General features: G+C 41.9%; 25 protein-coding genes. All 25 read left to right on the forward strand.

Annotated elements, in window-relative coordinates; all coding sequences use genetic code 11:
• The first annotated feature begins 30 nt into the window (after positions 1-30).
• The 25 genes from fapR to trmFO all read left to right on the forward strand — a co-directional run bounded on the left by fapR (position 31) and on the right by trmFO (position 24,602).
• Positions 31-597 carry a transcription factor FapR gene (gene fapR, locus IEE86_RS00320; RefSeq protein ID WP_191095428.1) on the forward strand — a complete coding sequence of 189 codons (567 nt, stop codon included), beginning with the start codon at positions 31-33 and terminating at the stop codon, positions 595-597.
• 15 nt (positions 598-612) lie between these two features.
• Complete coding sequence (plsX, locus tag IEE86_RS00325; protein WP_191095429.1) at positions 613-1,611, forward strand: phosphate acyltransferase PlsX; 999 nt, start codon at positions 613-615, stop codon at positions 1,609-1,611.
• Between the two features lie 15 nt (positions 1,612-1,626).
• Complete coding sequence (fabD, locus tag IEE86_RS00330; protein ID WP_191095430.1) at positions 1,627-2,571, forward strand: ACP S-malonyltransferase; 945 nt, start codon at positions 1,627-1,629, stop codon at positions 2,569-2,571.
• Positions 2,571-3,314, forward strand: coding sequence for a 3-oxoacyl-[acyl-carrier-protein] reductase (gene fabG / locus IEE86_RS00335; protein ID WP_191095431.1), 744 nt, complete (start codon positions 2,571-2,573; stop codon positions 3,312-3,314). The genes fabD and fabG overlap by 1 nt, the downstream gene beginning before the upstream one ends.
• Positions 3,315-3,395: 81 nt before the next feature.
• Complete coding sequence (acpP, locus tag IEE86_RS00340) at positions 3,396-3,629, forward strand: acyl carrier protein (protein WP_034317822.1); 234 nt, start codon at positions 3,396-3,398, stop codon at positions 3,627-3,629.
• 184 nt (positions 3,630-3,813) lie between these two features.
• A complete protein-coding gene (gene rnc / locus IEE86_RS00345; RefSeq protein ID WP_191095432.1) occupies positions 3,814-4,557 on the forward strand; it encodes a ribonuclease III in 744 nt (247 codons plus the stop codon).
• A gap of 106 nt (positions 4,558-4,663) precedes the next feature.
• Positions 4,664-8,224, forward strand: a complete 3,561-nt coding sequence (gene smc, locus IEE86_RS00350; protein ID WP_191095433.1) for a chromosome segregation protein SMC — start codon at positions 4,664-4,666, stop codon at positions 8,222-8,224.
• A 21-nt stretch (positions 8,225-8,245) separates the two neighbouring features.
• Positions 8,246-9,232: a signal recognition particle-docking protein FtsY gene (gene ftsY / locus IEE86_RS00355; protein WP_191095434.1), complete on the forward strand. Its 987-nt coding sequence runs from the start codon at positions 8,246-8,248 to the stop codon at positions 9,230-9,232.
• 140 nt (positions 9,233-9,372) lie between these two features.
• Positions 9,373-9,705 (forward strand): putative DNA-binding protein, encoded by a 333-nt coding sequence (locus tag IEE86_RS00360; RefSeq protein WP_191095435.1) that lies wholly within the window; start codon positions 9,373-9,375, stop codon positions 9,703-9,705.
• 13 nt (positions 9,706-9,718) lie between these two features.
• Positions 9,719-11,059, forward strand: a complete 1,341-nt coding sequence (gene ffh, locus IEE86_RS00365) for a signal recognition particle protein (protein ID WP_041117374.1) — start codon at positions 9,719-9,721, stop codon at positions 11,057-11,059.
• Between the two features lie 105 nt (positions 11,060-11,164).
• Positions 11,165-11,437, forward strand: a complete 273-nt coding sequence (gene rpsP / locus IEE86_RS00370; RefSeq protein ID WP_191095436.1) for a 30S ribosomal protein S16 — start codon at positions 11,165-11,167, stop codon at positions 11,435-11,437.
• Entirely contained in the window at positions 11,437-11,682 is a 246-nt protein-coding gene (locus IEE86_RS00375) for a KH domain-containing protein (RefSeq protein WP_191095437.1), read from the forward strand. The genes rpsP and IEE86_RS00375 overlap by 1 nt, the downstream gene beginning before the upstream one ends.
• Before the next feature lie 103 nt (positions 11,683-11,785).
• A complete protein-coding gene (locus IEE86_RS00380; RefSeq protein ID WP_024424191.1) occupies positions 11,786-12,172 on the forward strand; it encodes a YlqD family protein in 387 nt (128 codons plus the stop codon).
• 8 nt (positions 12,173-12,180) lie between these two features.
• Positions 12,181-12,705 carry a ribosome maturation factor RimM gene (gene rimM, locus IEE86_RS00385; protein ID WP_191095438.1) on the forward strand — a complete coding sequence of 175 codons (525 nt, stop codon included), beginning with the start codon at positions 12,181-12,183 and terminating at the stop codon, positions 12,703-12,705.
• Positions 12,702-13,436, forward strand: coding sequence for a tRNA (guanosine(37)-N1)-methyltransferase TrmD (gene trmD, locus IEE86_RS00390; protein ID WP_191095439.1), 735 nt, complete (start codon positions 12,702-12,704; stop codon positions 13,434-13,436). Before rimM ends, trmD begins: the two co-directional genes overlap by 4 nt.
• 137 nt (positions 13,437-13,573) lie before the next feature.
• Positions 13,574-13,921, forward strand: a complete 348-nt coding sequence (gene rplS / locus IEE86_RS00395; RefSeq protein ID WP_191095440.1) for a 50S ribosomal protein L19 — start codon at positions 13,574-13,576, stop codon at positions 13,919-13,921.
• 90 nt (positions 13,922-14,011) lie between these two features.
• Positions 14,012-14,860, forward strand: a complete 849-nt coding sequence (ylqF, locus tag IEE86_RS00400) for a ribosome biogenesis GTPase YlqF (protein WP_191095441.1) — start codon at positions 14,012-14,014, stop codon at positions 14,858-14,860.
• 72 nt (positions 14,861-14,932) lie between these two features.
• A complete protein-coding gene (locus tag IEE86_RS00405; protein ID WP_191095442.1) occupies positions 14,933-15,697 on the forward strand; it encodes a ribonuclease HII in 765 nt (254 codons plus the stop codon).
• Positions 15,698-15,724: 27 nt separating this feature from the next.
• Positions 15,725-17,458, forward strand: coding sequence for a glycosyltransferase (locus IEE86_RS00410; protein WP_191095443.1), 1,734 nt, complete (start codon positions 15,725-15,727; stop codon positions 17,456-17,458).
• Complete coding sequence (locus tag IEE86_RS00415; protein WP_099725876.1) at positions 17,455-17,730, forward strand: FlhB-like flagellar biosynthesis protein; 276 nt, start codon at positions 17,455-17,457, stop codon at positions 17,728-17,730. Before IEE86_RS00410 ends, IEE86_RS00415 begins: the two co-directional genes overlap by 4 nt.
• Positions 17,731-17,906: 176 nt before the next feature.
• Positions 17,907-19,067: an ADP-forming succinate--CoA ligase subunit beta gene (gene sucC / locus IEE86_RS00420; RefSeq protein ID WP_191095444.1), complete on the forward strand. Its 1,161-nt coding sequence runs from the start codon at positions 17,907-17,909 to the stop codon at positions 19,065-19,067.
• A gap of 22 nt (positions 19,068-19,089) precedes the next feature.
• Complete coding sequence (gene sucD / locus IEE86_RS00425; protein WP_007499624.1) at positions 19,090-19,992, forward strand: succinate--CoA ligase subunit alpha; 903 nt, start codon at positions 19,090-19,092, stop codon at positions 19,990-19,992.
• A gap of 63 nt (positions 19,993-20,055) precedes the next feature.
• Positions 20,056-20,958, forward strand: coding sequence for a DNA-processing protein DprA (gene dprA, locus IEE86_RS00430; protein WP_191095445.1), 903 nt, complete (start codon positions 20,056-20,058; stop codon positions 20,956-20,958).
• Between the two features lie 193 nt (positions 20,959-21,151).
• Complete coding sequence (gene topA, locus IEE86_RS00435; protein ID WP_191095446.1) at positions 21,152-23,227, forward strand: type I DNA topoisomerase; 2,076 nt, start codon at positions 21,152-21,154, stop codon at positions 23,225-23,227.
• A gap of 70 nt (positions 23,228-23,297) precedes the next feature.
• Positions 23,298-24,602 carry an FADH(2)-oxidizing methylenetetrahydrofolate--tRNA-(uracil(54)-C(5))-methyltransferase TrmFO gene (gene trmFO, locus IEE86_RS00440; protein ID WP_034317774.1) on the forward strand — a complete coding sequence of 435 codons (1,305 nt, stop codon included), beginning with the start codon at positions 23,298-23,300 and terminating at the stop codon, positions 24,600-24,602.
• The last annotated feature ends 20 nt before the right edge of the window (positions 24,603-24,622 follow it).

The raw sequence follows: 24,622 nt of genomic DNA on the forward strand, positions 1-24,622 counted from the left end.
TAGTCATAAATGTACGGATGGTGTCTGCATATGAAACTAAATAAAAAAGAACGTCAAAGACTTCTCCAGCAAACGATCAGCTCGACTCCGTTCATTACTGATGAAGAATTGGCAAGTAAATTCAGTGTAAGTATTCAAACGGTACGACTTGATCGTTTGGAGCTGTCAATCCCTGAATTACGCGAAAGAATTAAGCATGTGGCCGAAAAGACATTAGAGGATGAAGTGAAGTCACTTCCGCTGGATGAAGTGATTGGAGAAATGATTGATGTAGAGCTTGATGATCAAGCCATTTCCATTTTTGAAGTGAGAAAAGAGCATGTATTTAGCCGTAACCAAATTGCCAGGGGACATCATCTTTTCGCCCAGGCAAATTCGCTAGCAGTTGCCGTCATCGACGACGAACTGGCTTTGACAGCAAAGGCGAATATCAGGTTTACAAGGCAGGTCAAACAAGGCGAAAGAGTTGTTTCAAAAGCCAAAGTAGCCTCGCATGATAAAGAAAAAGGCAGAACTGTAGTTGAAGTAAACAGCTATGTGGGGGAGGAAGTTGTCTTTTCAGGCGACTTCGTCATGTATCGTTCAAAACAAAAGTAAAAGGTGGCACATAACATGAGAATTGCAGTCGATGCAATGGGGGGAGATCATGCCCCTAAAGCCATTATAGACGGTGTGCAAAAAAGCTTAGCAGCATTTTCAGATATCGAAATAACACTTGTCGGCGATGAAAGCAAAATCAAACCATACATAACAAATAACGAGCGCATCACGATTTTAGATGCAAAAGAAGTCATTGAACCGACAGATGAACCAGTGCGTGCAGTCAGACGTAAAAAGGATTCATCCATGGTGAAAATGGCGCAAGAAGTATCCGAAGGCCGAGCAGATGCCTGCATCTCAGCGGGGAATACAGGAGCCCTCATGACAGCAGGACTGTTCATCGTAGGTAGAATCGACGGTATTGACAGACCAGCACTTGCTCCAACTTTGCCAACACTGGATGGTAGCGGATTTTTATTACTAGACGTTGGTGCAAACGTTGATGCCAAGCCAGAACATCTTGTGCAATATGCCATGATGGGATCAATCTACGCAGAGCATGTTTTTCCAAAGAGCAATCCGCGCGTTGGACTGTTAAATGTAGGAACAGAAGATAAAAAAGGCAACGATTTAACGAAAAAAACCTTTGAATTATTAAAAGCATCAGACTTAAATTTTGTAGGAAATGTAGAGTCTCGTGATTTATTAGAGGGAGTTGCTGATGTCGTTGTCACAGATGGTTTTACAGGAAATATTGCACTTAAAACGATTGAAGGAACAGCCCTTTCCGTTTTTAAAATGCTGAAAGAAACATTAACATCCAGCTTTACAGCAAAAATTGCAGCCGGCATGATGAAGCCGAAATTGATGCAAATGAAATCTAAAATGGATTACTCCGAATATGGCGGTGCCGCTTTATTTGGTTTAAAGGCTCCTGTTATTAAAGCACACGGCTCCTCTGATGAAAATGCCATTTTCCACGCAATTCGTCAGGCGCGTGATATCGTTAAAAAAGACGTTTCAGCCATCATTCATCAAGAAGTTCAAAAAGAAAACACGAATGAGTCTTAATGGAGGTAGAGCAGCATGAGTAAAATTGCATTTTTATTCCCTGGCCAAGGCTCTCAAAAAATTGGCATGGGAAAAGATTTATTTGAGCAAGAAGCAGTATGTAAAGCGGTGTTTGAAGAAGCAGACGAGACCCTCGGTTTTAACTTATCCTCTATGATTTTTGAAGGGGATGCAGGAGAACTGACACTGACTTATAATGCGCAGCCAGCTCTTTTAACAACAAGTATCGCCATCTTAAAGAGATTTGAAGAAAGTGGAATCAAGGCAGATTATGCAGCAGGACACAGTCTTGGTGAATATACGGCCCTTGTTGCAGCAGGCGCTCTTTCGTTTAAAGACGCTGTATACGCCGTCAGAAAACGCGGCGAACTAATGAATGAAGCTGTTCCAGCAGGAGAAGGCGCTATGGCAGCGATTCTCGGCTTAGACCAAGCGGCGCTTGTAGAAGTGACAAAAGAAGTGACAGAAAGCGGTCATCTTGTCGAACTTGCTAACTTAAACTGCCCTGGACAAATCGTCATCTCTGGTACAGCAAAAGGTGTAGAGCTTGCATCAGAGAAAGCGAAAGAAAAAGGCGCAAAACGTGCAATTGCACTTGAAGTGAGCGGTCCTTTCCATTCAGCTTTAATGAAACCAGCAGCTGAAAAATTCACAGATGTTTTGTCAAAACTAGACATTGCGGATGCCAAAACACCTGTCATTTCAAATGTAACAGCAGATATCGTGACATCTCGTGATGAGATTGAGACAAAGCTCATTGAACAATTGTATTCTCCTGTTCGTTTTGAAGAAAGTGTGGAACGTCTCATTGATTTAGGTGTGACAACGTTTATTGAAATTGGTCCTGGTAAAGTGCTTTCAGGTCTTGTGAAAAAGGTCAATCGCCGCCTGACGACGATTTCCGTTTCAGATCAAGAAACCATTGAAGCAGCAATTCAAACATTGAAGGGGGATTCTTGATGCTTACAAATAAAACAGCCGTTGTAACAGGGGCATCACGCGGGATTGGCCGTTCGATCGCGATCGATTTAGCGAAGAATGGGGCAAATGTAGTCGTGAATTATTCAGGAAACGAAGCAAAAGCAAATGAAGTTGTAGATGAAATCAAAGCGCTTGGCCAGCAGGCCTTTGCTGTCAAAGCGGATGTTTCAAATGCGGAAGACGTACAAGCCTTAATGAAACAAGCCATTGATACATTTGGTTCAATCGACATTCTTGTGAATAACGCTGGGATTACAAAGGACAACCTGCTCATGAGAATGAAAGAAAATGAATGGGATGATGTCATTAACATAAACTTAAAAGGGGTCTTTAACTGTACAAAAGCCGTGACACGCCAAATGATGAAGCAGCGAAGCGGAAGAATCATCAACGTGGCATCAGTGGTTGGCGTATGCGGAAACCCTGGACAAGCGAACTACGTGGCAGCTAAAGCTGGCGTCATCGGCTTGACGAAAACAACAGCAAAAGAGCTGGCAAGCCGCCATATTACAGTCAATGCAGTAGCACCAGGCTTTATTTCTACCGATATGACGGACAAGCTTGATGACAATGTGCAGACAGAAATGCTAAAGCAAATCCCGCTTGCTCGCTTTGGTGCGCCTGAAGATATTAGCAACGTTGTGGTCTTTTTAGCTTCTGAAGGAGCAGGGTATATTACTGGCCAAACCATCCAAGTGGATGGCGGAATGGTCATGGCCTAAGAAATATCAAAATTTCGTTAGGTTTTCTCTAGTTTTTTAAAAACGAATCAACTATAATACTTTGAGGGGAGGTGAAAGGCAATGGCAGACGTATTAGAGCGTGTAACAAAAATTATTGTAGACCGCCTTGGCGTTGATGAGGCTGACGTGAAAATGGAAGCTTCATTTAAAGAAGATTTAGGCGCTGATTCCCTTGATGTAGTTGAGCTAGTTATGGAACTTGAAGATGAGTTCGATATGGAAATTTCTGACGAAGATGCTGAAAAAATTGCAACAGTCGGTGACGCTGTGAACTACATAAATAACCAGCAATAAGCGTAACAAAGTCCCGTCTATTTTCATGACGGGACTTTGAAAATTTATGTTAGTTTCAACACATTCAGCTGATCAATTGTCAGCCTTTTTCAGATGCAAAGGAGCAATGTTTCCTTGCATGTAGAAAGAGAGACTCCATATAATCAGTATCCTTAAAGGCGATTAAGCCTACCTGGAGGTTGCTATGCCAAAACACTATAAAGACAAACAGAAACAGAGCAAAAAACTAGAGCAATTTAGAGAATTCCAGCAGCGTATTTCAGTACAGTTTAAAAATGAAAAACTGCTATATCAAGCCTTTACACATTCCTCTTATGTGAATGAGCACCGGAAAAAACCTTACGAGGATAATGAAAGACTTGAATTTTTAGGAGATGCTGTCTTAGAATTGACCATCTCTCAATTCTTATTTGCGAAATATCCAGCCATGAGCGAGGGAGATTTAACAAAACTCAGAGCGGCGATCGTGTGTGAACCGTCACTTGTGTCACTGGCACATGAGCTGTCCTTTGGAGAACTCGTTCTTTTAGGAAAAGGCGAAGAAATGACTGGCGGCAGAAAGCGCCCTGCTCTTTTAGCAGATGTATTTGAGGCCTTTATCGGAGCGCTTTATTTAGATCAAGGACTTGAACCTGTTGAACGATTTTTAGAAGGATATGTGTATCCGAAAATTAACGACGGAGCTTTCTCACATGTCATGGATTTTAAAAGCCAGCTTCAAGAATTTGTTCAGCGTGATGGAAAAGGTGTGCTTGAATACCGAATTCTTCATGAAAAAGGGCCTGCACATAACCGGGAATTTGAAGCGAATGTATCACTTCGAGGAGAAGTGCTCGGGATTGGAAATGGCCGCAGTAAAAAAGAAGCAGAACAGCACGCTGCACAGGAAGCACTTGCTAAATTGCAGAAGCATCATATGAACCAATAAAATCCCCCTCGTCATTTCAGGGGGATTTCACTCTGTTTTCCATCATCTTTTTTCACTTCATATGGTAAGATGATAGTACTTTAAATACATAAGGAGGATCACTCTCATGTTCCTCAAACGTTTAGACGTGATAGGATTCAAATCTTTTGCGCAGCGAGTGACCGTGGACTTTGTCAAAGGGGTCACAGCTGTTGTTGGACCTAACGGAAGCGGCAAAAGTAATATTACCGATGCCATCCGCTGGGTACTTGGAGAACAATCAGCGAAAAGCCTCCGCGGAGGAAAAATGGAAGACATCATTTTTGCAGGAAGTGACTCAAGAAAAAGAGTCAACCTGGCAGAGGTGACTTTAACGTTAGATAACGAAGATCATTTTTTACCGATCGATTTTCACGAAGTCAGTGTGACAAGAAGGGTGTATCGTTCAGGAGAAAGTGAATTTCTCATAAACAATCAATCTGTTCGCTTAAAGGATATTATTGATCTCTTCATGGATTCAGGTCTTGGGAAGGAAGCTTTTTCGATCATCAGTCAAGGAAAGGTAGAGGAGATTCTATCAAGTAAGGCGGAAGAGAGAAGAAGTATTTTTGAAGAAGCGGCTGGTGTTTTGAAATATAAAACAAGAAAGAAAAAAGCCGAGAATAAACTGTTTGAAACGCAGGACAACTTAAACCGAGTAGAAGATATACTGCATGAACTAGAAGATCAAGTAGAACCATTAAGAATGCAAGCCTCCATTGCAAAGGACTATTTGCAAAAAAAAGAAGAGCTTGAAAATGTAGAAATCGCTCTAACCGTTCATGATATCGAAGCACTTCACGAAAAATGGACAACACTTGGTGAAGCTGTCGAGCGCTTCAAACAAGATGAAATGAAGCAGTCCACAGACATTCAAGCAAAAGAAGCCAAAATTGAAGAGTCGAGAGACCAAATTCAGGCACTGGACGAATCCATTCATGATCTGCAAGAAGTTCTTCTTTTCACAAGTGAGGAATTAGAAAAGCTTGAAGGAAAAAAAGAGGTTCTAAAAGAACGGAAAAAAAATGCGGCCGCCAACCAAGGGCAGCTAGAAGAAACCCTCGTTCGCTTAACTGAAAAGCAGGCGCTGTTAACCGAAAAGATTCAGCAGCAGAAAATCACGCGGGACAGCCTGCAAAAAGAAGTGCAGCAGCTAAAAGATCAAGTGAAAACAACGCAGCATGAGCTGTCCCTTCACAGTGAAGACGTAGAAGGACAAATTGAACAGCTAAAAAGCGATTATTTTGATCTGCTGAATGAACAGGCCTCCATCCGTAACGAACGAAAATTACTAGAAGAGCAGCAGCGCCAAGCGGCCATGCAGCTAGAACGTCTCACACAAAATAACCAGAAACATATCGAAGAACGTGTGTCTGTCAAAGAGCAAAAAACAGAAGCAGAGCAGCAGCTTGCAGAACTAGAAGAAGACATTTTGGCTCAGGTGAAACGCTTTAGAGAGGCGGAGCAAAAGCTTGAGCAAATGAAACGTCAATACGAAAAAAAAGAAACGGCTCTTTATCAAGCTTATCAATATGTTCAGCAAGCGAAATCAAAAAAAGAGATGCTTGAATCCATGCAGGAAGACTTCTCAGGCTTTTTTCAAGGAGTAAAAGAAGTCTTAAAAGCAAAGGACCGGTTAGGCGGTATTCACGGTGCCATTGCAGAGCTGATCCAAACCGATCAGCAGCATGAGACAGCGATTGAAATTGCGCTAGGCGCAGCAACGCAGCACGTGGTCACGGAAAATGAAGCAGCGGCAAGACAGGCTATCGGATACTTAAAGCAGCATTCCTTTGGACGTGCGACCTTCCTGCCAATGAACGTGATCAAAGAAAGAACCATTCAGTTCAGAGACGTTCAAACAGCTGAGCAGCATGCAGCATTTATCGGTGTAGCGAGTACCCTTGTTTCTTTTGACGAAAAGTACCAAAAGGTCATTCAGAACTTACTTGGAACCGTCCTGATTGTCAGAGACTTAAAAGGCGCCAATGAACTGGCGAAAATGCTCGGACATCGCTATCGCATCGTGACCCTTGATGGAGATGTGGTCAACCCAGGCGGTTCAATGACCGGGGGCGGCGTGAAGAAAAAGAACAGCTCCCTTCTTTCAAGGAATCGAGAGATCGACACATTGACGAAGCAGCTCGTTGAAATGGAAGAAAAAACAACGATTCTTGAAAAAGAAACAAAAGAAACGAAGCAATCGATAGCAGTAAGTGAAACCCAATTAAATGAGCTGCGTCAGCGGGGCGAGATGCTTCGAGAAAAGCAGCAAGAGCTCAAAGGGAAACTATACGAACTGCAAGTAGCAGAAAAAAATATTAATGCTCATCTAGAGATCTATGATCAAGAAAAGGAAGAATTGCAGCAGCGTTCTACCGAACTTGCGCGTAAGGACAAAGAGCAGGTCACCCTTGAAGCCTCTATAGGTGAGAAACTCACGTCTCTTGATGAAGAGATCAACACATTAACAAAACGGAAGCAGACCCAAAGCTCAACGAAAGAAACCATTTCTGCGGCATTAACAGAGCTGAAAATCTCGCTTGCCAAAAAAGAACAGTCCTTAGCGAATGAACAAGAGAAGCTTTCGATCTTGATGACTGAATTGGAAGAGGCGGAACAGACGCTGTTTGAAACAAAAGAAGATTTATCACTCTTAACAAGTGAAATGTCATCAAGCTCAAGCGGAGCAGAACAGCTGGAAGAAGCTGCAAAAGAGAAGCTTGAAAATAAAAACAAAACGACAGCTCTCATTTCAGAGCGCCGTAAACAGCGCCTGTCACTTTCTGAAGCACTAGAATTTGCTGAACGTGAACTCAAAGAGCAAAAACGTCTTTACAAACAGCTCACCACAAGCTTAAAAGATGAAGAGATCAAGCTTGGCCGCATGGAGGTTGAGCTCGATAATCTGATCGCCTATTTGAACGAAGAATATGCCCTTTCATTTGAAGGAGCAAAAGAAATGTACCAACTGACGTTAACGCCGGATGAAGCAAGAAAACGAGTGAAACTGATCAAACTAGCCATTGAGGAGCTTGGAACAGTGAACTTAGGCAGTATTGATGAATATGAACGCGTGAATGAACGTTATCTCTTCTTAACAGAACAGCGAAATGATCTGACAGAAGCGAAAAATACATTATTCCAAGTCATCGAGGAAATGGATCAAGAAATGACGAAGCGCTTTTCTGAGACATTCTCACAAATTCGCGGGCATTTTGAATCTGTTTTCCAAGCATTATTTGGCGGCGGTAGAGCAGATCTTAAGCTGACAGATCCAAATGATTTACTTAACTCAGGCGTTGATATTGTTGCGCAGCCGCCAGGCAAAAAACTGCAAAACTTAAGCCTGCTTTCAGGCGGAGAGAGAGCATTAACAGCGATCGCTTTACTATTCTCCATCTTAAAAGTCAGACCAGTTCCATTTTGCGTATTAGATGAAGTAGAAGCAGCGCTTGATGAGGCCAATGTGTTCCGTTTTGCGCAATATTTAAAGAAATACAGCCAAGAAACGCAGTTCATTGTCATTACGCACCGCAAGGGAACAATGGAAGAGGCAGATGTGCTGTACGGCGTCACCATGCAGGAGTCAGGCGTTTCCAAGCTTGTATCCGTCAAACTAGAAGAAACGAAAGAGCTTGTCCAGTAATTAAAGGAGGTCTATGAACCAATGAGCTTTTTTAAGAAATTAAAAGAAAAATTTACGCAGCAAACCGATTCAGTATCAGAAAAGTTTAAAGATGGACTTGAAAAAACGAGAAACTCCTTCCAAGGAAAAGTAAATGAATTGATTTCTCGCTATCGTAAGGTCGACGAAGACTTTTTTGAAGAACTAGAAGAAGTGCTAATCGGCGCTGATGTCGGTTTCACAACGGTGATGGAACTGATTGACGAGCTGAAAAAAGAAGTGAAATTAAGAAACATTCAAGATCCGAGTGAAGTGCAGGTGGTCATCTCTGAAAAGCTTGTTGACATCTACAATAGCGGAGAGGAACAAATCTCTGCGCTGAACATTGAAGACGGGCGCTTAAATATCATTTTATTTGTGGGCGTCAACGGTGTTGGGAAAACAACAACTATTGGGAAACTTGCACATAAGCTGAAAAATGAAGGGAAATCCGTCATATTAGCAGCAGGAGATACGTTCCGTGCCGGTGCCATTGAGCAGCTTGAAGTATGGGGAGAACGTTCAGGTGTCCCTGTCGTCAAACAGACGGCGGGCTCTGATCCAGCGGCGGTGATTTATGATGCCGTTCAGTCAGCAAAAGCGAAAAATGCGGATGTCCTTATTTGCGATACAGCAGGAAGACTTCAAAACAAAGTCAACTTGATGAAAGAGCTGGAGAAGGTTAAAAGAGTCATTGAGCGCGAGGTTCCAGATGCACCGCACGAAGTACTGCTCGCCCTTGATGCAACAACGGGTCAAAACGCCATGGCGCAAGCGAAGGAATTTTCTAAAGCGACAAATGTGACAGGGATCGCTTTAACAAAGCTGGACGGTACTGCAAAAGGCGGCATTGTGCTTGCGATTCGAAATGAGCTGAATATCCCCGTGAAGCTTGTCGGTTTAGGTGAAAAGGTAGACGATCTACAAGAATTCGATGCAGAATCATATGTGTACGGTTTATTTTCAGACGTGATAGATCAAGAAGACTAACAAAAATGCCGGCTAAGTTGCTGGCATTTTTGTTTATCCGCTGCTCATGAAGTGACAAGATAAAAACTTGACACACACGAGAGAACCGTGTAAACTTAGTTGATGTAAAGGGAATGAACTTAACAAAGGGGAGAGAGCCCATGACGCTTGAAAAAACAACGAGAATGAACTACTTGTTTGACTTCTATCAATCGTTGTTGACCGCAAAGCAAAAGAGCTACATGTCGCTTTACTACCTAGATGATTTTTCCCTCGGTGAAATTGCGGATGAATATGAAGTATCAAGACAGGCTGTTTATGATAATATTAAACGGACTGAAGCGATGCTTGAACAATATGAAGAAAAGCTGCTCTTGTTTAAGAAATTTAAAGAGCGTAAAGAACTTCTCAATAAAATGAGAGAGCTTGTAGCAGATTCCCCGCAAAAGGAAGAAGCAGAAGCTTTAATTGAATCGCTTGAGAAATTAGATTAGGAGGCGGCACAGTATGGCATTTGAAGGATTAGCCGACCGACTGCAGCAGACGATTTCAAAAATCCGCGGCAAAGGAAAAGTGTCAGAGCAAGATGTAAAAGAAATGATGCGTGAGGTACGCCTTGCCCTTCTTGAAGCTGACGTCAATTTTAAAGTAGTCAAAGACTTTGTGAAAAAAGTAAGCGAGCGGGCAGTTGGACAAGAGGTCATGAAAAGCCTTACCCCTGGACAACAGGTCATTAAAGTTGTAAAAGAAGAACTCACTGAATTAATGGGTGGGGAAGAGAGTAAAATCGCTGTGGCGAAAAAATCTCCGACAGTCATTATGATGGTCGGTCTTCAAGGGGCAGGTAAAACGACCACAACTGGTAAACTTGCCAATTTACTTCGCAAAAAACATAATCGCAAGCCGATGATGGTAGCTGCGGATATTTACAGACCGGCAGCGATCCAGCAGCTTCAAACACTTGGGAAACAGCTTGATATGCCAGTGTTTTCATTAGGCGATCAAGTAAGTCCTGTTGAAATTGCCAAACAGGCAATTGAAAAAGCGAAAGAAGAACACCACGATTATGTCATTTTAGATACAGCAGGGCGTCTTCATATCGATGAAGAATTGATGGATGAACTTCAAAAAGTAAAAGAAGTGGCAAATCCAGAAGAAATTTTCCTTGTTGTTGACTCTATGACAGGTCAAGATGCTGTCAATGTCGCAAAAAGCTTTAATGAACAGCTTGGCTTAACAGGTGTCGTTTTAACAAAACTAGACGGTGATACTCGAGGCGGAGCAGCACTTTCGATTCGTGCTGTCACAAATACGCCGATTAAATTCGCTGCACTAGGAGAAAAGCTTGATGCGATTGAACCATTCCACCCGGAGCGAATGGCATCAAGAATTCTTGGCATGGGAGATGTGCTTACACTCATTGAAAAAGCACAGGCAAACGTCGACCAAGATAAGGCGAAAGAGCTTGAACAAAAAATGCGGACAATGAGCTTCACGCTCGATGATTTCCTCGAGCAGCTTGGCCAAGTTCGTAATATGGGTCCACTTGATGAACTGATTCAAATGATGCCGGGAGCCGGTAAAATGAAAGGGCTCAAAAACGTCCAAGTAGACGAAAAGCAGCTCAATCACATCGAAGCGATTATTAAATCAATGACGACCGAGGAAAAAGAACAGCCAGAGGTCATCAATGCAAGCCGAAGAAAACGGATTGCAAAAGGAAGCGGAACATCTGTACAGGAAGTCAATCGCCTTTTAAAGCAATTTGACGAAATGAAAAAGATGATGAAGCAAATGACCAACATGTCCAAAGGAAAGAAAAAAGGCTTTAAATTACCATTTATGTAATTGGTTATACATGATAAAACCGTTGTTAAGAAAAAACACTTTACAAACCCTTTTATCATTGTTAATATACTATCTTGTTGAAATATTTTCGGAGGTGCTAGTAAAATGGCAGTAAAAATTCGTTTAAAACGTATGGGATCAAAAAGATCTCCTTTCTATCGTATTGTTGTAGCAGATTCTCGTTCACCACGTGACGGTCGTTTCATTGAAACAGTTGGAACTTACAACCCAGTGGTATCACCAGCAGAGGTGAAAATCAACGAAGAATTAGCGCTTAAATGGCTTCAAAATGGTGCGAAACCATCTGATACAGTTCGCAACCTTTTCTCAAGCCAAGGAATTCTTGAAAAATTTCATCATGCGAAAAACAGCAAATAATGAATGAGCTGTCCTTGGAAGAATTGATTGTGTCCATCGTCGAGCCACTTGTTGATTTCCCTGAAGATATTCACATATCTTCATTAGAAAAAGATGAGCAGGTGATTTACACACTGTCTGTCAATGCCGAAGATACCGGAAAAGTGATCGGAAAGCAGGGACGTACAGCAAAAGCGATACGAACAGTCATTTTTGCAGCAGGTGCAGAGTCTTCTAAGAAAGTTCAACTTGAGATTGCTGACTAAAAAGGGAGAGGGCTTAGAACCTCCCCTTTTTTTACACGTTTAAATCTATTTTTCGTTATACTGTAGAGGACAAATGCCTTCGGATAGGGGGACAAAAAGGAAGATGCAGATCATTCAACATGTCACCGTGATGCAAGTATTAACTGAAAGCAGTAAGGACAAACTGTTAACGACTTTTTTGGAGAAAAAAGAAAGACTAGAACGTGAATGCAATCAGCTATATTTTCAACTAAAGAAGCATGAAAAAGAACCACATCAGCAAGAAGCCATCCCTCAATTTCAAAAAGCCATTGATAAAAGGCAAGAGAAAATCAGACAAATTGATTTTCAAGTAGAGCAGTTACATATCTTGCCGCTTGGAAGTGAGATGAAAGAAACAGAAGTGGATGCACTGGTTGAAGTGAAAATAGGTGATAAATGGGATGACAAAATGCAAGATAATGTCATCGTCGTCAAAGACGGCACCATTGTGGAAATACGTCAGGGGTGATTGAGAACATGGAGCTAGATTGGTTGAATGTTGGAAAGATCGTTAATACACATGGAGTGCGCGGAGAAGTGCGCGTTGTGTCAAAGACGGATTTTCCAGAAGAGCGCTACAAAAAAGGAAGTGCCCTCTATATTTTTAAGCAAGGTCAAAAGGAGCCGCTGAAAGTCACTGTCGCATCACACCGGCAGCACAAACAATTTGATTTGCTCACATTTGAAGAAATAGGCTCTTTAAATGAAGCAGAGCCATTAAAAGAAGCCATCTTAAAAGTAGAAAAAGAACATCTCGTTTCATTAGATGAAGGAGAGTTTTATTTCCATCAAATCATTGGCTGTGAAGTGTACGATGAAGAGGACAAACTCATCGGCCAAATCAAAGAGATTTTAACGCCAGGGGCAAATGACGTCTGGGTCGTTGAAAGAAAAGGAAAAAAGGATGTCCTTATTCCTTATATTCCATCTGTCGTCAAAAAGATCGATATCTCATCCAAAACCGTACACATTGAAGTGATGGAAGGACTCATTGACGAATGAAAATTGATTTTTTAACGCTGTTTCCTGAAATGTTCGAAGGAGTGCTTCACTCATCGATTTTAAAAAAAGCACAGGAGAAAGAAGCTGTCTCATTCAATGTCGTCAATTTTAGAGAGTATTCGGATCATAAGCATAAAACAGTAGATGACTATCCATATGGCGGCGGTGCTGGTATGGTACTGAAAGCACAGCCTGTATTCGATGCAGTAGAAGATTTGACGAATAAAGCAAGCAAGAAGCCCCGAATCATTCTTGTCTGCCCTCAAGGGGAAAGATACACACAAAAGAAGGCAGAAGAGCTTGCAAAAGAAGAGCATCTTATGTTCATTTGCGGCCACTATGAAGGCTACGATGAGCGCATCAGGGAGCATCTTGTCACAGATGAAATCTCAATCGGAGATTTCGTTCTCACAGGCGGAGAGCTGCCGGCGATGATGATTGCAGACAGTGTGGTCAGGCTTTTGCCTCATGTGCTTGGAAAAGAAGCGTCTCACATCGAAGATTCATTTAGTACAGGTCTACTTGAGCATCCGCACTATACAAGACCAGCTGATTATAAAGGATTAAAAGTGCCGGATGTGCTCCTCTCTGGAAATCATGCCAAAATTGAAGAGTGGCGGCGTAAAGAATCCTTGAAGCGGACCTATACAAGACGGCCAGATTTGATCGATTCATGCAAAACGTTAACAGATGAAGAAAAAAGATGGCTTTGGCAGCTTCATAATGACTAGATTGTATTGCACACGTCATAGAGGTATGGTATGATACTACTTGTGACTTGGACGGCTTGCCGATTCAAGTTTGAAAACGATGTTCCGCTGCAATGAAGAAAGAGGACATGAGCATCTGTTGGAAGGAGTTGAAAACGATGCAACAATTGATTGAAGAAATCACAAAAGAACAATTACGCACTGATCTTCCTACGTTCCGTCCTGGTGACACTTTACGTGTACACGTTAAAGTTGTCGAGGGTACTCGTGAGCGTATCCAGATCTTTGAAGGTGTTGTAATTAAGCGTCGTGGTGGTGGAATCAGCGAAACTTTCACAGTTCGTAAGATTTCTTACGGTGTAGGCGTTGAGCGTACATTCCCTGTACACACACCAAAAATCGCTAAGATCGAAGTTGTACGTTACGGTAAGGTCCGTCGTGCGAAACTTTACTATCTACGTGAACTTCGCGGTAAAGCGGCTCGTATCAAAGAAATCAGACGATAATGATATCAAAGGAAAGAGCTTGTTACCTGTAACAGGCTCTTTTTTTGTACAATGTATAGAGACAACCGATAGAAGAAAGAAGGTGTACATATGACGATTCAATGGTTTCCAGGCCATATGGCAAAAGCAAGACGTGAAGTCACAGAAAAATTAAAGCTCATTGACATTGTCTTTGAATTAACGGATGCAAGAATCCCGATGTCTTCTAGAAACCCGATGATCGAAGAAATCCTTCAAAACAAACCGAAAATCATGCTCTTAAATAAAGCAGATAAAGCAGATCCTCGTATGACAAAGGAGTGGCAGGCGCATTTTGAAGAGCAAGGCGTTCGCTCACTTGCCATTAACTCTGTTGATGGACAAGGATTAAATCAGATCATCACAACTTCAAAAGAAATCTTAAAAGAAAAATTCGATCGCATGAAAGCAAAAGGTGTCAAGCCGCGTGCAATCCGGGCGCTCATTATCGGGATACCCAATGTCGGGAAATCGACCTTGATCAATCGTTTAGCAAAAAAGAACATCGCCAAAACAGGAGATCGCCCTGGTATTACCACCTCACAGCAATGGGTGAAGGTAGGAAAAGAACTTGAACTGCTCGATACCCCTGGAATCCTCTGGCCGAAATTTGAAGATGAACAAGTAGGACTCAGGCTAGCTGTGACTGGAGCGATCAAAGATTCTATCATCAACTTACAGGATGTTGCCGTGTATGCACTTCGTTTTCTAGAAGAGAACTACCCAGAGCGGTTAAAAAAACGCTATGACCTGGCGGAGATACCTGAAGATATGGCTGAGCTGTTTGATGCAATTGGCACAAAGCGTGGCTGTCTCATGAGCGGAGGATTCATTAATTACGACAAAACCACCGAAATCATTATTCGAGATATTCGAACTGAAAAATTTGGTCCCCTCACTTTTGAGAAGCCTGAAAGCTAAAAGACACGCAGCTCATGCGGGTCTTTATTTTTTGTGAAAAACTGCCGATATAAAGAAGGAGGCTGCGATACGATGTACACGGTGAAACAAATAAAAGAACTGATAGAAGAGCATTCGCACGATGAGCCATACATTCGTGAGCTTGTAAAAGATGATACAAGAAAAAGTGTCCAAAAGCTTATAGAAAAGTGGCATAAAGAGAGAGAAAAGCAGCAAGAACTCCGTGCAGCATGGAATCAAATGCTGCAATTTGAAAACAAAGCGAAAGCGCAAGGGTACACATGTATTGCAGGGATAGATGAAGCAGGCAGAGGCCCTCTCGCAGGCCCGGTTGTCGCGGCAGCTGTCATATTAAAAGAAGAAACAGTCCTGCTCGGTTTAAATGATTCAAAGCAACTATCTGAAAAGAAAAGATTAGCCTATTATGAATTGATTCAAGAGGAAGCACTTGATATCGGAATCGGCATTGTTGATGCGGCGATGATTGATAAAATCAATATTTATGAAGCATCAAGACTGGCGATGGTGAGAGCTGTTGAGCAGCTAACTCATACACCTGATTATCTACTCATAGATGCAATGACACTTCCGCTCCCTACTCACCAGGAGAATATCATCAAAGGAGATGCAAAAAGTGCATCCATCGCAGCGGGTGCATGTATCGCGAAAGTGACAAGGGATCAGATGATGGAGGAGTATGGGCGTCAATACCCTGAGTACCTGTTTGAAAAACATAAAGGGTACGGAACGAAAGAACATCTAGCTGCCATTCAAAAACATGGGGCCACCCCCATCCATCGATTATCGTTTGCACCAGTGAAATCCGTTATTTCATAAATTTTTGCCACAAGGAGGCTGCCTGTGATGACAAGAGTTGAAGATATACATACAGCACTGAATAGCCGGTTAAGTGCGGCAGAAACTGTTCCGTTAAGCACCGATGGAAAGGAAAATGTGCACCGGCTGATTCTCGGAAAAGTACTGAAGATGCTTGGAAATGATGCGGCACTTGTTCAAATAGGCACAACCAAAATAAAAGCGCAGCTAGCAGCTCAATTAAAAGCGGATGCATTTTATTGGTTCCAATTTGAACAAGAGGCTGGAGGCAGCCTCAATAAGCTGAGGCCCGTTCAGCAATTTGATCAAGATCCCAAGACGTTAAAGGATGCAGCAGCTAAATTATTAGAAGGTCTGTCACTTAAAAATGGGATTGAAAATATATTAACGGCTACAGCCTTTTTAAAAGAAAAACCGGTCATCAACGAAGCTGAGCTAAAAACGGCAGTGAAATGGATCGAACAGTTACAAGGAGCGGATGTCAAAAAAGGGCTGCAAGCGCTTCTGTTTGCTTTGAAGAAAGATTTACCGATCCAGCAAGGAGTTCTCCAATCGATCTTAGCCGTGAAATCACCCTCTGCTCTTCATCAGGATATAACAGCGCTGCTAGATCGATTAACGCAGCTGCCGAAGCACTCAGATGCGACACAGGCCCTTACACAAGCCATTCGGTCAGTCGTGGATGCTGAGACGACCGTCCACGCAGAAAAGCTCTTATCGGTGCTTCTAGCAGCGAAACAAGGCGAGGCGAAGCAGGGAGAGAGTAAGTCAGTGCCAACTCACCTCAATCCGTCTCAGCAAACAGAGAATAGCCAAGCCTCAATCGTTCAAGGGCGTCAGACAGCTTCAATCAATCAGCCTAACGCGCAGCTGATAAATCCAAAGCAGGTACAGATTCCGCTTCAGCAAATAGAGCGCATACTAACAAGCTTGACAAAGCAAGGTGCAGACGGGCAGCAAGAGCCCAACTTAAAACAGCTCACATCATTGCTGCAAGGGCTCCAGCAAGCAGGATCACAGCCTGACGCAAAGGCAACCGTGCTTCAAAAAGAATTTCCGTTCCTTTCAAAAACAGAAGCAAAAGCATTGGCTCAGGTCATTCAGCAGACTGAACCAACATTAAGCAATAAAACCGATGTGCTTGATTTACTCATGACGATGAAAAAGGCGATAGGTGTACGTGATGAAATCGGTATGCTGAAACTACTGGAAAAAGGAAGTCAGGATGTAAAAAGTCAGGAGCTTCATCAATTAAAGCTCGTCTTAAATGATGTGAGGCAGGCGGATTTACCGGAGCACGTTAAAAAAGAAGTGGATCAATTGTTTCATAGATTGAATGGACAGTTATTTGTCCAGCAGGAAAACCAAACCGTTAGTCAGATGATGGTCTCCTATCCTCTTTTTTCAAAACATAGTGTTCAAGATATAACGTTTATTTTAAAAGGCCATAAGAAAAAAGATGGTTCTATTGATGTTTCTCAGTGCCGCCTCATGTTTTACTTAAACATGGAAAATCTTGAAGAAACCTTGATAGATTGTACAATACAGCAAAAGGTCATGGCCATTACAGTTGAGACAGCCCATGAACTGCAAGGAACCATTAATCCGATGATTCCAGCTGTTCGAGAGAACTTAAATGCCTTAGGCTACAGTTTAACGGGTATTACAGCAAAGAAGAGGCAAGAGCAAATCGATCCGTCTCATTTTCTAGATGAACACTTTCATAAAATCAGCGAGAAAGGGCTGGACTTACGAGTATGAAGGATTCAAAACCGCTTAGAAGAGCGGTCGCTTTACATTACGATGAAGAAAAACAAAAGGCGCCAAAAGTCATCGCAACAGGAAGCGGCTATGTGGCAGATCATATTATTGAAGAAGCAAAGAAATCGGGAGTCCCGATCCAAGAAGACCCTAATTTAGTCGAACTCATGCGACACTTAACGCTTGATGAGGAAATACCTGAAGCGTTATACGATACTGTAGCAGAAATATTTTCGTTTATCTATAGGTTAGATCAAAAAATGAAAAAATAAGGTAAAATAAGTGATTTGGCTGAAAAATTTATATTTTTAATAAAATAAAAGTTTGAATGTTTAGAAGGATTTTACGATTTTACATAGAACCCTAGACATTCTCTTTTTTATTCTTTAAAATGAAAGCGCAGTCTATTTTATAATTTTTGTTTCTACATATGTTGGGAGGATGGGAAATGAATATCCATGAGTACCAAGGAAAAGAAATCCTAAGAAAATATGGGGTTTCAGTTCCAAATGGTAAAGTAGCATTTACACCTGATGAAGCAGTGAAAGCATCAGAAGAGCTAGGAAGCTCTGTCTATGTCGTAAAAGCACAGATTCATGCAGGCGGCCGTGGTAAAGCAGGTGGGGTAAAAATAGCAAAAACAAAAGATGAAGTGAAAGGGTTTGCAGAGGAATTGCTCGGCAAGACACTTGTCACCCATCAAACAGGGCCTGAGGGGCGCGAAATTAAACGCTTACTTATCGAAGAAGGCTGCGATATTCAAAAGGAGTACTATGTTGGACTTGTTTTGGACAGAGCGACATCAAGAATTGTATTGATGGCTTCTGAAGAAGGCGGTACTGAAATTGAAGAAGTAGCAGAAAAAACGCCGGAAAAAATCGTCAAAGTGGTCATCGACCCAGCGATTGGTCTTCAAGCCTATCAGGCGAGAGAAGTAGCGTTTAAAATTAATATTCCAACAAAATTAGTTGGCCAAGCTGTTAAGTTTATGACTAGCCTTTACAGCGCATTTATTGAAAAAGATTGTTCAATTGCTGAGATTAATCCACTTGTTGTAACAGGCGATGGAAAAGTCATGGCACTTGATGCAAAATTAAACTTTGATAGCAATGCCTTATATAGACAAAAAGATATATTAGAATACCGTGACCTTGATGAAGAAGATCCAAAGGAAATTGAAGCATCTAAATATGATCTCAGCTACATTTCCCTAGATGGAAATATTGGCTGTATGGTCAATGGAGCAGGTCTTGCGATGTCTACAATGGATATCATCAAGCATTACGGGGGGGACCCTGCAAACTTCCTTGATGTTGGCGGCGGTGCAACTGCTGAAAAAGTAACGGAAGCATTTAAAATCATCTTATCTGATCAAAATGTCAAGGGGATTTTCGTGAACATTTTTGGCGGCATCATGAAATGTGATGTCATCGCAGAAGGTGTTGTTGAAGCAACGAAACAAGTTGGCTTAACATTACCACTCGTTGTACGTCTTGAAGGAACAAACGTTGAATTAGGGAAGAAAATCCTGAGTGATTCAGGCTTAAATATCACTTCTGCTGAGTCTATGGCTGACGGGGCAGAAAAGATTGTATCTTTAGTCAAGTAGAGCAGAAAGGCAGGGAACCTAAATGAGTGTATTTATTAATAAAAATACGAGAGTAATTGTTCAGGGGATTACCGGTTCAACCGCATTGTTTCATACAAAACAAATGATTGAATACGGAACAAATATTGTTGGTGGTGTCACACCTGGAAAAGGTGGAACAGAAGTAGAAGGAGTTCCTGTATTTAATACTGTATCTGAAGCTGTCCAGACAACTGGAGCAAACGCTTCTGTGATCTATGTACCAGCACCATTTGCAGCAGATGCCATTTTAGAGGCAGTTGATGCAGAAGTGGATCTAGTCATTTGTATTACTGAACATATTCCAGTGCTTGATATGGTCAAAGTGAAACGGTATATGGAAGGGAAGAAGACAAGACTTGTTGGGCCAAACTGCCCTGGTGTGATTACACCTGAAGAATGCAAGATTGGCATCATGCCTGGCTACATTCATAAAAAAGGTCATGTTGGCGTTGTTTCTCGTTCTGGAACGCTTACATATGAAGCGGTACATCAGCTTTCAGAGGCTGGTGTTGGTCAATCGACAGCTGTAGGAATTGGCGGAGATCCTGTCAATGGAACGAACTTTATTGATGTATTAAAAGCCTTCAATGAAGACCCTGAAACGCATGCTGTCATAATGATCGGCGAAATCGGCGGTACGGCTGAAGAAGAAGCAGCTGAATGGGTAAAAGCAAATATGACCAAACCAGTTGTAGGGTTTATTGGCGGTAAAACAGCGCCTCCAGGAAAACGTATGGGACATGCCGGAGCCATTATTTCCGGTGGTAAAGGGACAGCTGATGAAAAAGTAAAAACAATGCGTGAATGTGGAATTGAAGTGGCAGAGACTCCATCTGTCATGGGAGAAACCTTGATTAAAGTATTAAAAGAGAAGAATCTCTTCGAAGCTTGTAAAACGCATTAATGACACAAGAAGACTTGTTCTTTGACAAGTCTTCTTCTTTCTATCTTAAACTGGAGGAATGGTATGTACAACGTGTCCGAAAGAATGATTTTTCACCGCTTAAAAGGCCTCATCTCACCCTCTTTGTTAACAAAATGGTGGAAAGTCGATCCTGAGTTATATATAAATGAAGAAACACATCATTTCAAACAGGATCGATCATTACAAACGATCGACTTTACCCGCTTAAAACAAGCTGAAAAAAGTGAGTTCCCCATTTTTCAACGCATCGTTCACGCCTATTTAAAGCAAAACATTCACATGATTCCCATCACATCACCCTTATATCCCAGCACACTAAAACAAATTTATGATCCTCCCCCTGTGTTATTCCTAAAAGGAAACGTATCATATTTAAATGAAGGAAAAAGTTTAGGTGTAGTAGGTACGCGTGTTCCGTCGTCATATGGAGAAGCATGCGTGAAAAAAATTGTGGGTGAACTTGTCAAGGAAGATTGGATGATTGTCAGTGGCTTAGCCAAAGGAATCGATGGACTTGCACACAAGGAGTGCATCAGAAGGAAAGGGAAAACCATTGGTGTTGTAGCAGGCGGTTTTCAGCATTTATATCCAAAGGAACATGTGCAAATGGCTCAATATATGGGAGAGCATCACTTGCTTTTATCAGAGCATCCGCCATATATCAAACCAGAAAAGTGGCATTTCCCAATGAGAAATCGTTTAATTAGTGCACTGACAAAAGGAACCATCGTGATCCAGTGTAAAGAAAAGAGCGGGTCGCTCATTACAGCCTACCAGGCACTTGAGCAAGGAAAAGAAGTGTTTGCTGTGGCAGGATCAATCTTTGATCCGAATTCCACAGGTCCAGCTAGACTCATTCAGCAGGGAGCAAAGCTTGTTCATTCAACAAAGGATATTTTAGAGGAATTCTCCTTCGGCAGCGTTCAATATACTGAACTCTCATAAAAATATCGTTTGACAAACGACACAGGAATATTTAATAATAGTGAGGATTTAAGTTTACACTTTGTTTTTCGTGTTTATAATGATGTTCATCATAAAGAATTTTTAACGATTGCCTGTTAGATAGGTGCAATTAACATAAATATGAATTGTGAAATGTATAAAGAGAGAACACCTCTTAAGGGGGATTTTGAGTATGGCTGATTATTTAGTCATCGTTGAGTCGCCAGCAAAGGCGAAAACGATTGAGCGTTATTTAGGAAAAAAGTATAAAGTAAAGGCTTCAATGGGGCATATAAGGGATTTACCGAAAAGTCAGCTCGGTGTGGATACCGAGCATGACTTCGAACCGAGGTATATTACGATTCGCGGAAAAGGTCCAGTTTTAAAGGAATTAAAAACAGCGGCGAAAAAAGCAAAAAAAGTCTATCTCGCAGCTGACCCCGATAGAGAGGGAGAAGCAATTGCTTGGCATTTAGCACATAGTCTTGACCTTGACCTCTCTTCAGATTGCCGCGTTGTCTTTAACGAGATTACAAAAGATGCAATTAAAGATTCCTTTAAGCATCCACGTATGATCAATATGGATTTGGTTGATGCGCAGCAGGCCAGACGGATTTTAGATCGTTTAGTTGGGTATAAAATCAGTCCGATTTTATGGAAGAAAGTCAAAAAAGGATTAAGTGCTGGGCGTGTTCAATCTGTCGCGCTCCGCCTGATCATTGACCGCGAGAATGAAATTAATGAATTCATACCAGAAGAATACTGGACAATTGATGGTACATTCCTAAAAGGAAAAGAAACCTTCGAAGCTAGTTTCTTTGGCGTGAGTGGCAAAAAGCACCCATTGAAAACAAAAGAGGATGTAAAAGAAATCCTTTCGAAACTTAAAGGGAGCAAATTCTCTGTAGAAAAAGTGACGAAAAAAGAGCGGAAACGCAATCCAGCTGTCCCGTTTACGACATCTACCCTACAACAGGAGGCTGCAAGAAAACTAAACTTCCGTGCGAAAAAGACGATGATGATTGCACAGCAATTATATGAAGGAATTGATCTTGGTAAAGAAGGTACAGTAGGACTCATTACATATATGAGAACGGACTCAACACGTATTTCCAATACGGCGATTGAAGAAGTATCTGCTTTTATTGATCAAACGTACGGCAAGAATTTCTTAAACACAACAAAACGAACCGCCAAAAAGAACGAAAATGCACAAGATGCTCACGAAGCCATCAGGCCGACTTCTACGCTAAGAAAACCGGCAGATGTCAAACACGTGCTAAGTAGAGACCAGCTTCGTCTTTATAAATTGATTTGGGAACGATTTGTGGCAAGCCAAATGGCGCCGGCTGTTCTTGATACAATGAGTGTGGATCTTGAAAATAACGGTCTTACTTTCCGTGCTAATGGAAGCAAGGTGAAATTCCCTGGATTTATGAAGGTATATGTGGAAGGGAAGGACGACCAGCTAGAAGAAAAGGACAAAATGCTTCCCGATCTAAAAGAGGGAGATACGGTTCTTTCAAAAGATATCGAACCAGAGCAGCACTTCACGCAGCCGCCTCCGCGCTACACAGAGGCAAGGCTTGTCAAAACGCTTGAAGAGCTTGGTATAGGAAGGCCATCCACGTATGCACCAACATTAGACACGATTCAAAAGCGCGGCTATGTCGCACTTGATAACAAACGGTTTATTCCAACAGAGCTTGGGGAAATTGTACTCAACTTAATTATTGAATTCTTCCCTGAAATCATCAACGTAGAATTCACGGCGAAAATGGAAAAAGAACTTGATAGCGTTGAAGAAGGTACGGTTGAATGGGTTCGCATTATTGACAGCTTCTATCAAGACTTTGCCAAACGGGTAGAAAAAGCAGAAGCAGAGATGCAAGAAGTGGAAATCGAGCCTGAATACGCCGGAGTTGATTGCGAAGAGTGTGGTCATCCGATGGTGTACAAAATGGGGAGATACGGTAAGTTCATGGCGTGCTCTAACTTTCCTGACTGCCGTAACACAAAACCAATTGTGAAAGATATCGGTGTCAAATGCCCGACTTGTCACGAAGGAAATATCGTTGAACGGAAATCTAAGAAACGCCGCATTTTTTATGGCTGTGATCGTTTTCCAGAGTGTGAATTCGTTTCTTGGGATAAACCAATTGAAAGAAAGTGTCCGAAATGCGACAATATGCTTGTAGAGAAAAAGCTGAAAAAAGGCGTTCAAGTTCAATGTGTGAACTGTGATTATAAAGAGGAACAGCAAAAATAGCGGTGAGCAGCCTTGTTCACCTGCTTTTTTATGTCATCAAATAGAACTTACGAAATAGGAGAGTTGTCCAATGAGTCAATTTGTAAATGTGATCGGAGCAGGTTTAGCAGGAAGTGAAGCGGCATGGCAAATTGCCAAACGCGGAATTAAAGTTAATTTGTATGAGATGAGACCTGTCAAACAAACGCCAGCTCACCACACAGATAAATTTGCGGAGCTCGTATGCAGCAACTCATTACGTGCGAATGCACTAACGAATGCGGTAGGTGTATTAAAGGAAGAAATGCGTCATTTAGATTCGGCGATTATCGCAGCAGCAGATGAAAGCTCAGTTCCTGCTGGCGGAGCGCTTGCAGTAGATCGACATGAATTTGCAGCAAACGTCACAGATCGTGTGAAGAATCATCCGAATGTCACTGTCTTTCAAGAAGAAGTACAAAGCATTCCAGAAGGTCCGACAATTATCGCGACTGGCCCGCTTACATCTGAAGCACTTTCAAAAGAATTAAAATCGCTAACAGGTGAAGAGTATCTATATTTCTACGATGCAGCAGCGCCTATTCTAGAGAAAGATAGCATCGATATGGATAAGGTGTACTTGAAATCACGCTATGATAAAGGAGAAGCCGCTTATTTAAACTGTCCAATGACAGAAGAGGAATTCGATCGTTTTTATGAGGCGTTAATTTCTGCTGAAACGGTGCCTTTAAAAGAATTTGAAAAAGAAATCTTCTTTGAAGGTTGCATGCCAATTGAAGTCATGGCGAAAAGAGGAAAGAAAACGATGCTGTTTGGTCCGATGAAACCAGTAGGACTGGAAGACCCAAAAACAGGAAAGAGACCTTACGCTGTTGTTCAATTAAGACAGGATGATGCAGCAGGTACTTTATATAACATCGTTGGTTTCCAAACCCATTTGAAGTGGGGCGATCAAAAGGAAGTATTTCGTTTGATTCCAGGTCTTGAAGAAGCAGAGATTGTTCGTTATGGCGTGATGCACCGTAATACATTTATAAACTCTCCAAGCCTTCTAAGACCGACTTATCAGTTTAAAAATAGAGATGATCTATTTTTTGCCGGACAAATGACAGGCGTTGAAGGCTATGTGGAGTCTGCGGCTTCGGGGCTAGTCGCTGGAATTAATGCAGCTCGTTTTGTCAAAGGAGAAGAGCTTGTCACACTACCTGAAGAAACGGCGATTGGCAGTATGGCTTACTATATTACATCGACAAACAAGAAAAGTTTCCAGCCGATGAATGCAAACTTTGGCTTGCTGAAAGATCTTGGCGTTCGGATTAAAAACAAACAAGAGCGGTATGCAGAGTACGCTAAGCGCGCAATCGAAACTATTCAAACTATTTCGAAATCTCTGTAGTAAAACATTGCACGGTAAGC

The organism is Bacillus crepusculi, assembly GCF_014764715.1.
GTDB lineage: Bacteria > Bacillota > Bacilli > Bacillales > Bacillaceae > Bacillus.

Excerpts from the sequence above, each read along its gene's own strand:
- fapR (WP_191095428.1), top strand. The coding sequence starts at position 31 with ATGAAACTAAATAAAAAAGAACGTCAAAGACTTCTCCAGCAAACGATC.
- plsX (WP_191095429.1), top strand. The coding sequence starts at position 613 with ATGAGAATTGCAGTCGATGCAATGGGGGGAGATCATGCCCCTAAAGCC.
- fabD (WP_191095430.1), top strand. The coding sequence starts at position 1,627 with ATGAGTAAAATTGCATTTTTATTCCCTGGCCAAGGCTCTCAAAAAATT.
- fabG (WP_191095431.1), top strand. The coding sequence starts at position 2,571 with ATGCTTACAAATAAAACAGCCGTTGTAACAGGGGCATCACGCGGGATT.
- acpP (WP_034317822.1), top strand. The coding sequence starts at position 3,396 with ATGGCAGACGTATTAGAGCGTGTAACAAAAATTATTGTAGACCGCCTT.
- rnc (WP_191095432.1), top strand. The coding sequence starts at position 3,814 with ATGCCAAAACACTATAAAGACAAACAGAAACAGAGCAAAAAACTAGAG.
- smc (WP_191095433.1), top strand. The coding sequence starts at position 4,664 with ATGTTCCTCAAACGTTTAGACGTGATAGGATTCAAATCTTTTGCGCAG.
- ftsY (WP_191095434.1), top strand. The coding sequence starts at position 8,246 with ATGAGCTTTTTTAAGAAATTAAAAGAAAAATTTACGCAGCAAACCGAT.
- IEE86_RS00360 (WP_191095435.1), top strand. The coding sequence starts at position 9,373 with ATGACGCTTGAAAAAACAACGAGAATGAACTACTTGTTTGACTTCTAT.
- ffh (WP_041117374.1), top strand. The coding sequence starts at position 9,719 with ATGGCATTTGAAGGATTAGCCGACCGACTGCAGCAGACGATTTCAAAA.
- rpsP (WP_191095436.1), top strand. The coding sequence starts at position 11,165 with ATGGCAGTAAAAATTCGTTTAAAACGTATGGGATCAAAAAGATCTCCT.
- IEE86_RS00375 (WP_191095437.1), top strand. The coding sequence starts at position 11,437 with ATGAATGAGCTGTCCTTGGAAGAATTGATTGTGTCCATCGTCGAGCCA.
- IEE86_RS00380 (WP_024424191.1), top strand. The coding sequence starts at position 11,786 with ATGCAGATCATTCAACATGTCACCGTGATGCAAGTATTAACTGAAAGC.
- rimM (WP_191095438.1), top strand. The coding sequence starts at position 12,181 with ATGGAGCTAGATTGGTTGAATGTTGGAAAGATCGTTAATACACATGGA.
- trmD (WP_191095439.1), top strand. The coding sequence starts at position 12,702 with ATGAAAATTGATTTTTTAACGCTGTTTCCTGAAATGTTCGAAGGAGTG.
- rplS (WP_191095440.1), top strand. The coding sequence starts at position 13,574 with ATGCAACAATTGATTGAAGAAATCACAAAAGAACAATTACGCACTGAT.
- ylqF (WP_191095441.1), top strand. The coding sequence starts at position 14,012 with ATGACGATTCAATGGTTTCCAGGCCATATGGCAAAAGCAAGACGTGAA.
- IEE86_RS00405 (WP_191095442.1), top strand. The coding sequence starts at position 14,933 with ATGTACACGGTGAAACAAATAAAAGAACTGATAGAAGAGCATTCGCAC.
- IEE86_RS00410 (WP_191095443.1), top strand. The coding sequence starts at position 15,725 with ATGACAAGAGTTGAAGATATACATACAGCACTGAATAGCCGGTTAAGT.
- IEE86_RS00415 (WP_099725876.1), top strand. The coding sequence starts at position 17,455 with ATGAAGGATTCAAAACCGCTTAGAAGAGCGGTCGCTTTACATTACGAT.
- sucC (WP_191095444.1), top strand. The coding sequence starts at position 17,907 with ATGAATATCCATGAGTACCAAGGAAAAGAAATCCTAAGAAAATATGGG.
- sucD (WP_007499624.1), top strand. The coding sequence starts at position 19,090 with ATGAGTGTATTTATTAATAAAAATACGAGAGTAATTGTTCAGGGGATT.
- dprA (WP_191095445.1), top strand. The coding sequence starts at position 20,056 with ATGTACAACGTGTCCGAAAGAATGATTTTTCACCGCTTAAAAGGCCTC.
- topA (WP_191095446.1), top strand. The coding sequence starts at position 21,152 with ATGGCTGATTATTTAGTCATCGTTGAGTCGCCAGCAAAGGCGAAAACG.
- trmFO (WP_034317774.1), top strand. The coding sequence starts at position 23,298 with ATGAGTCAATTTGTAAATGTGATCGGAGCAGGTTTAGCAGGAAGTGAA.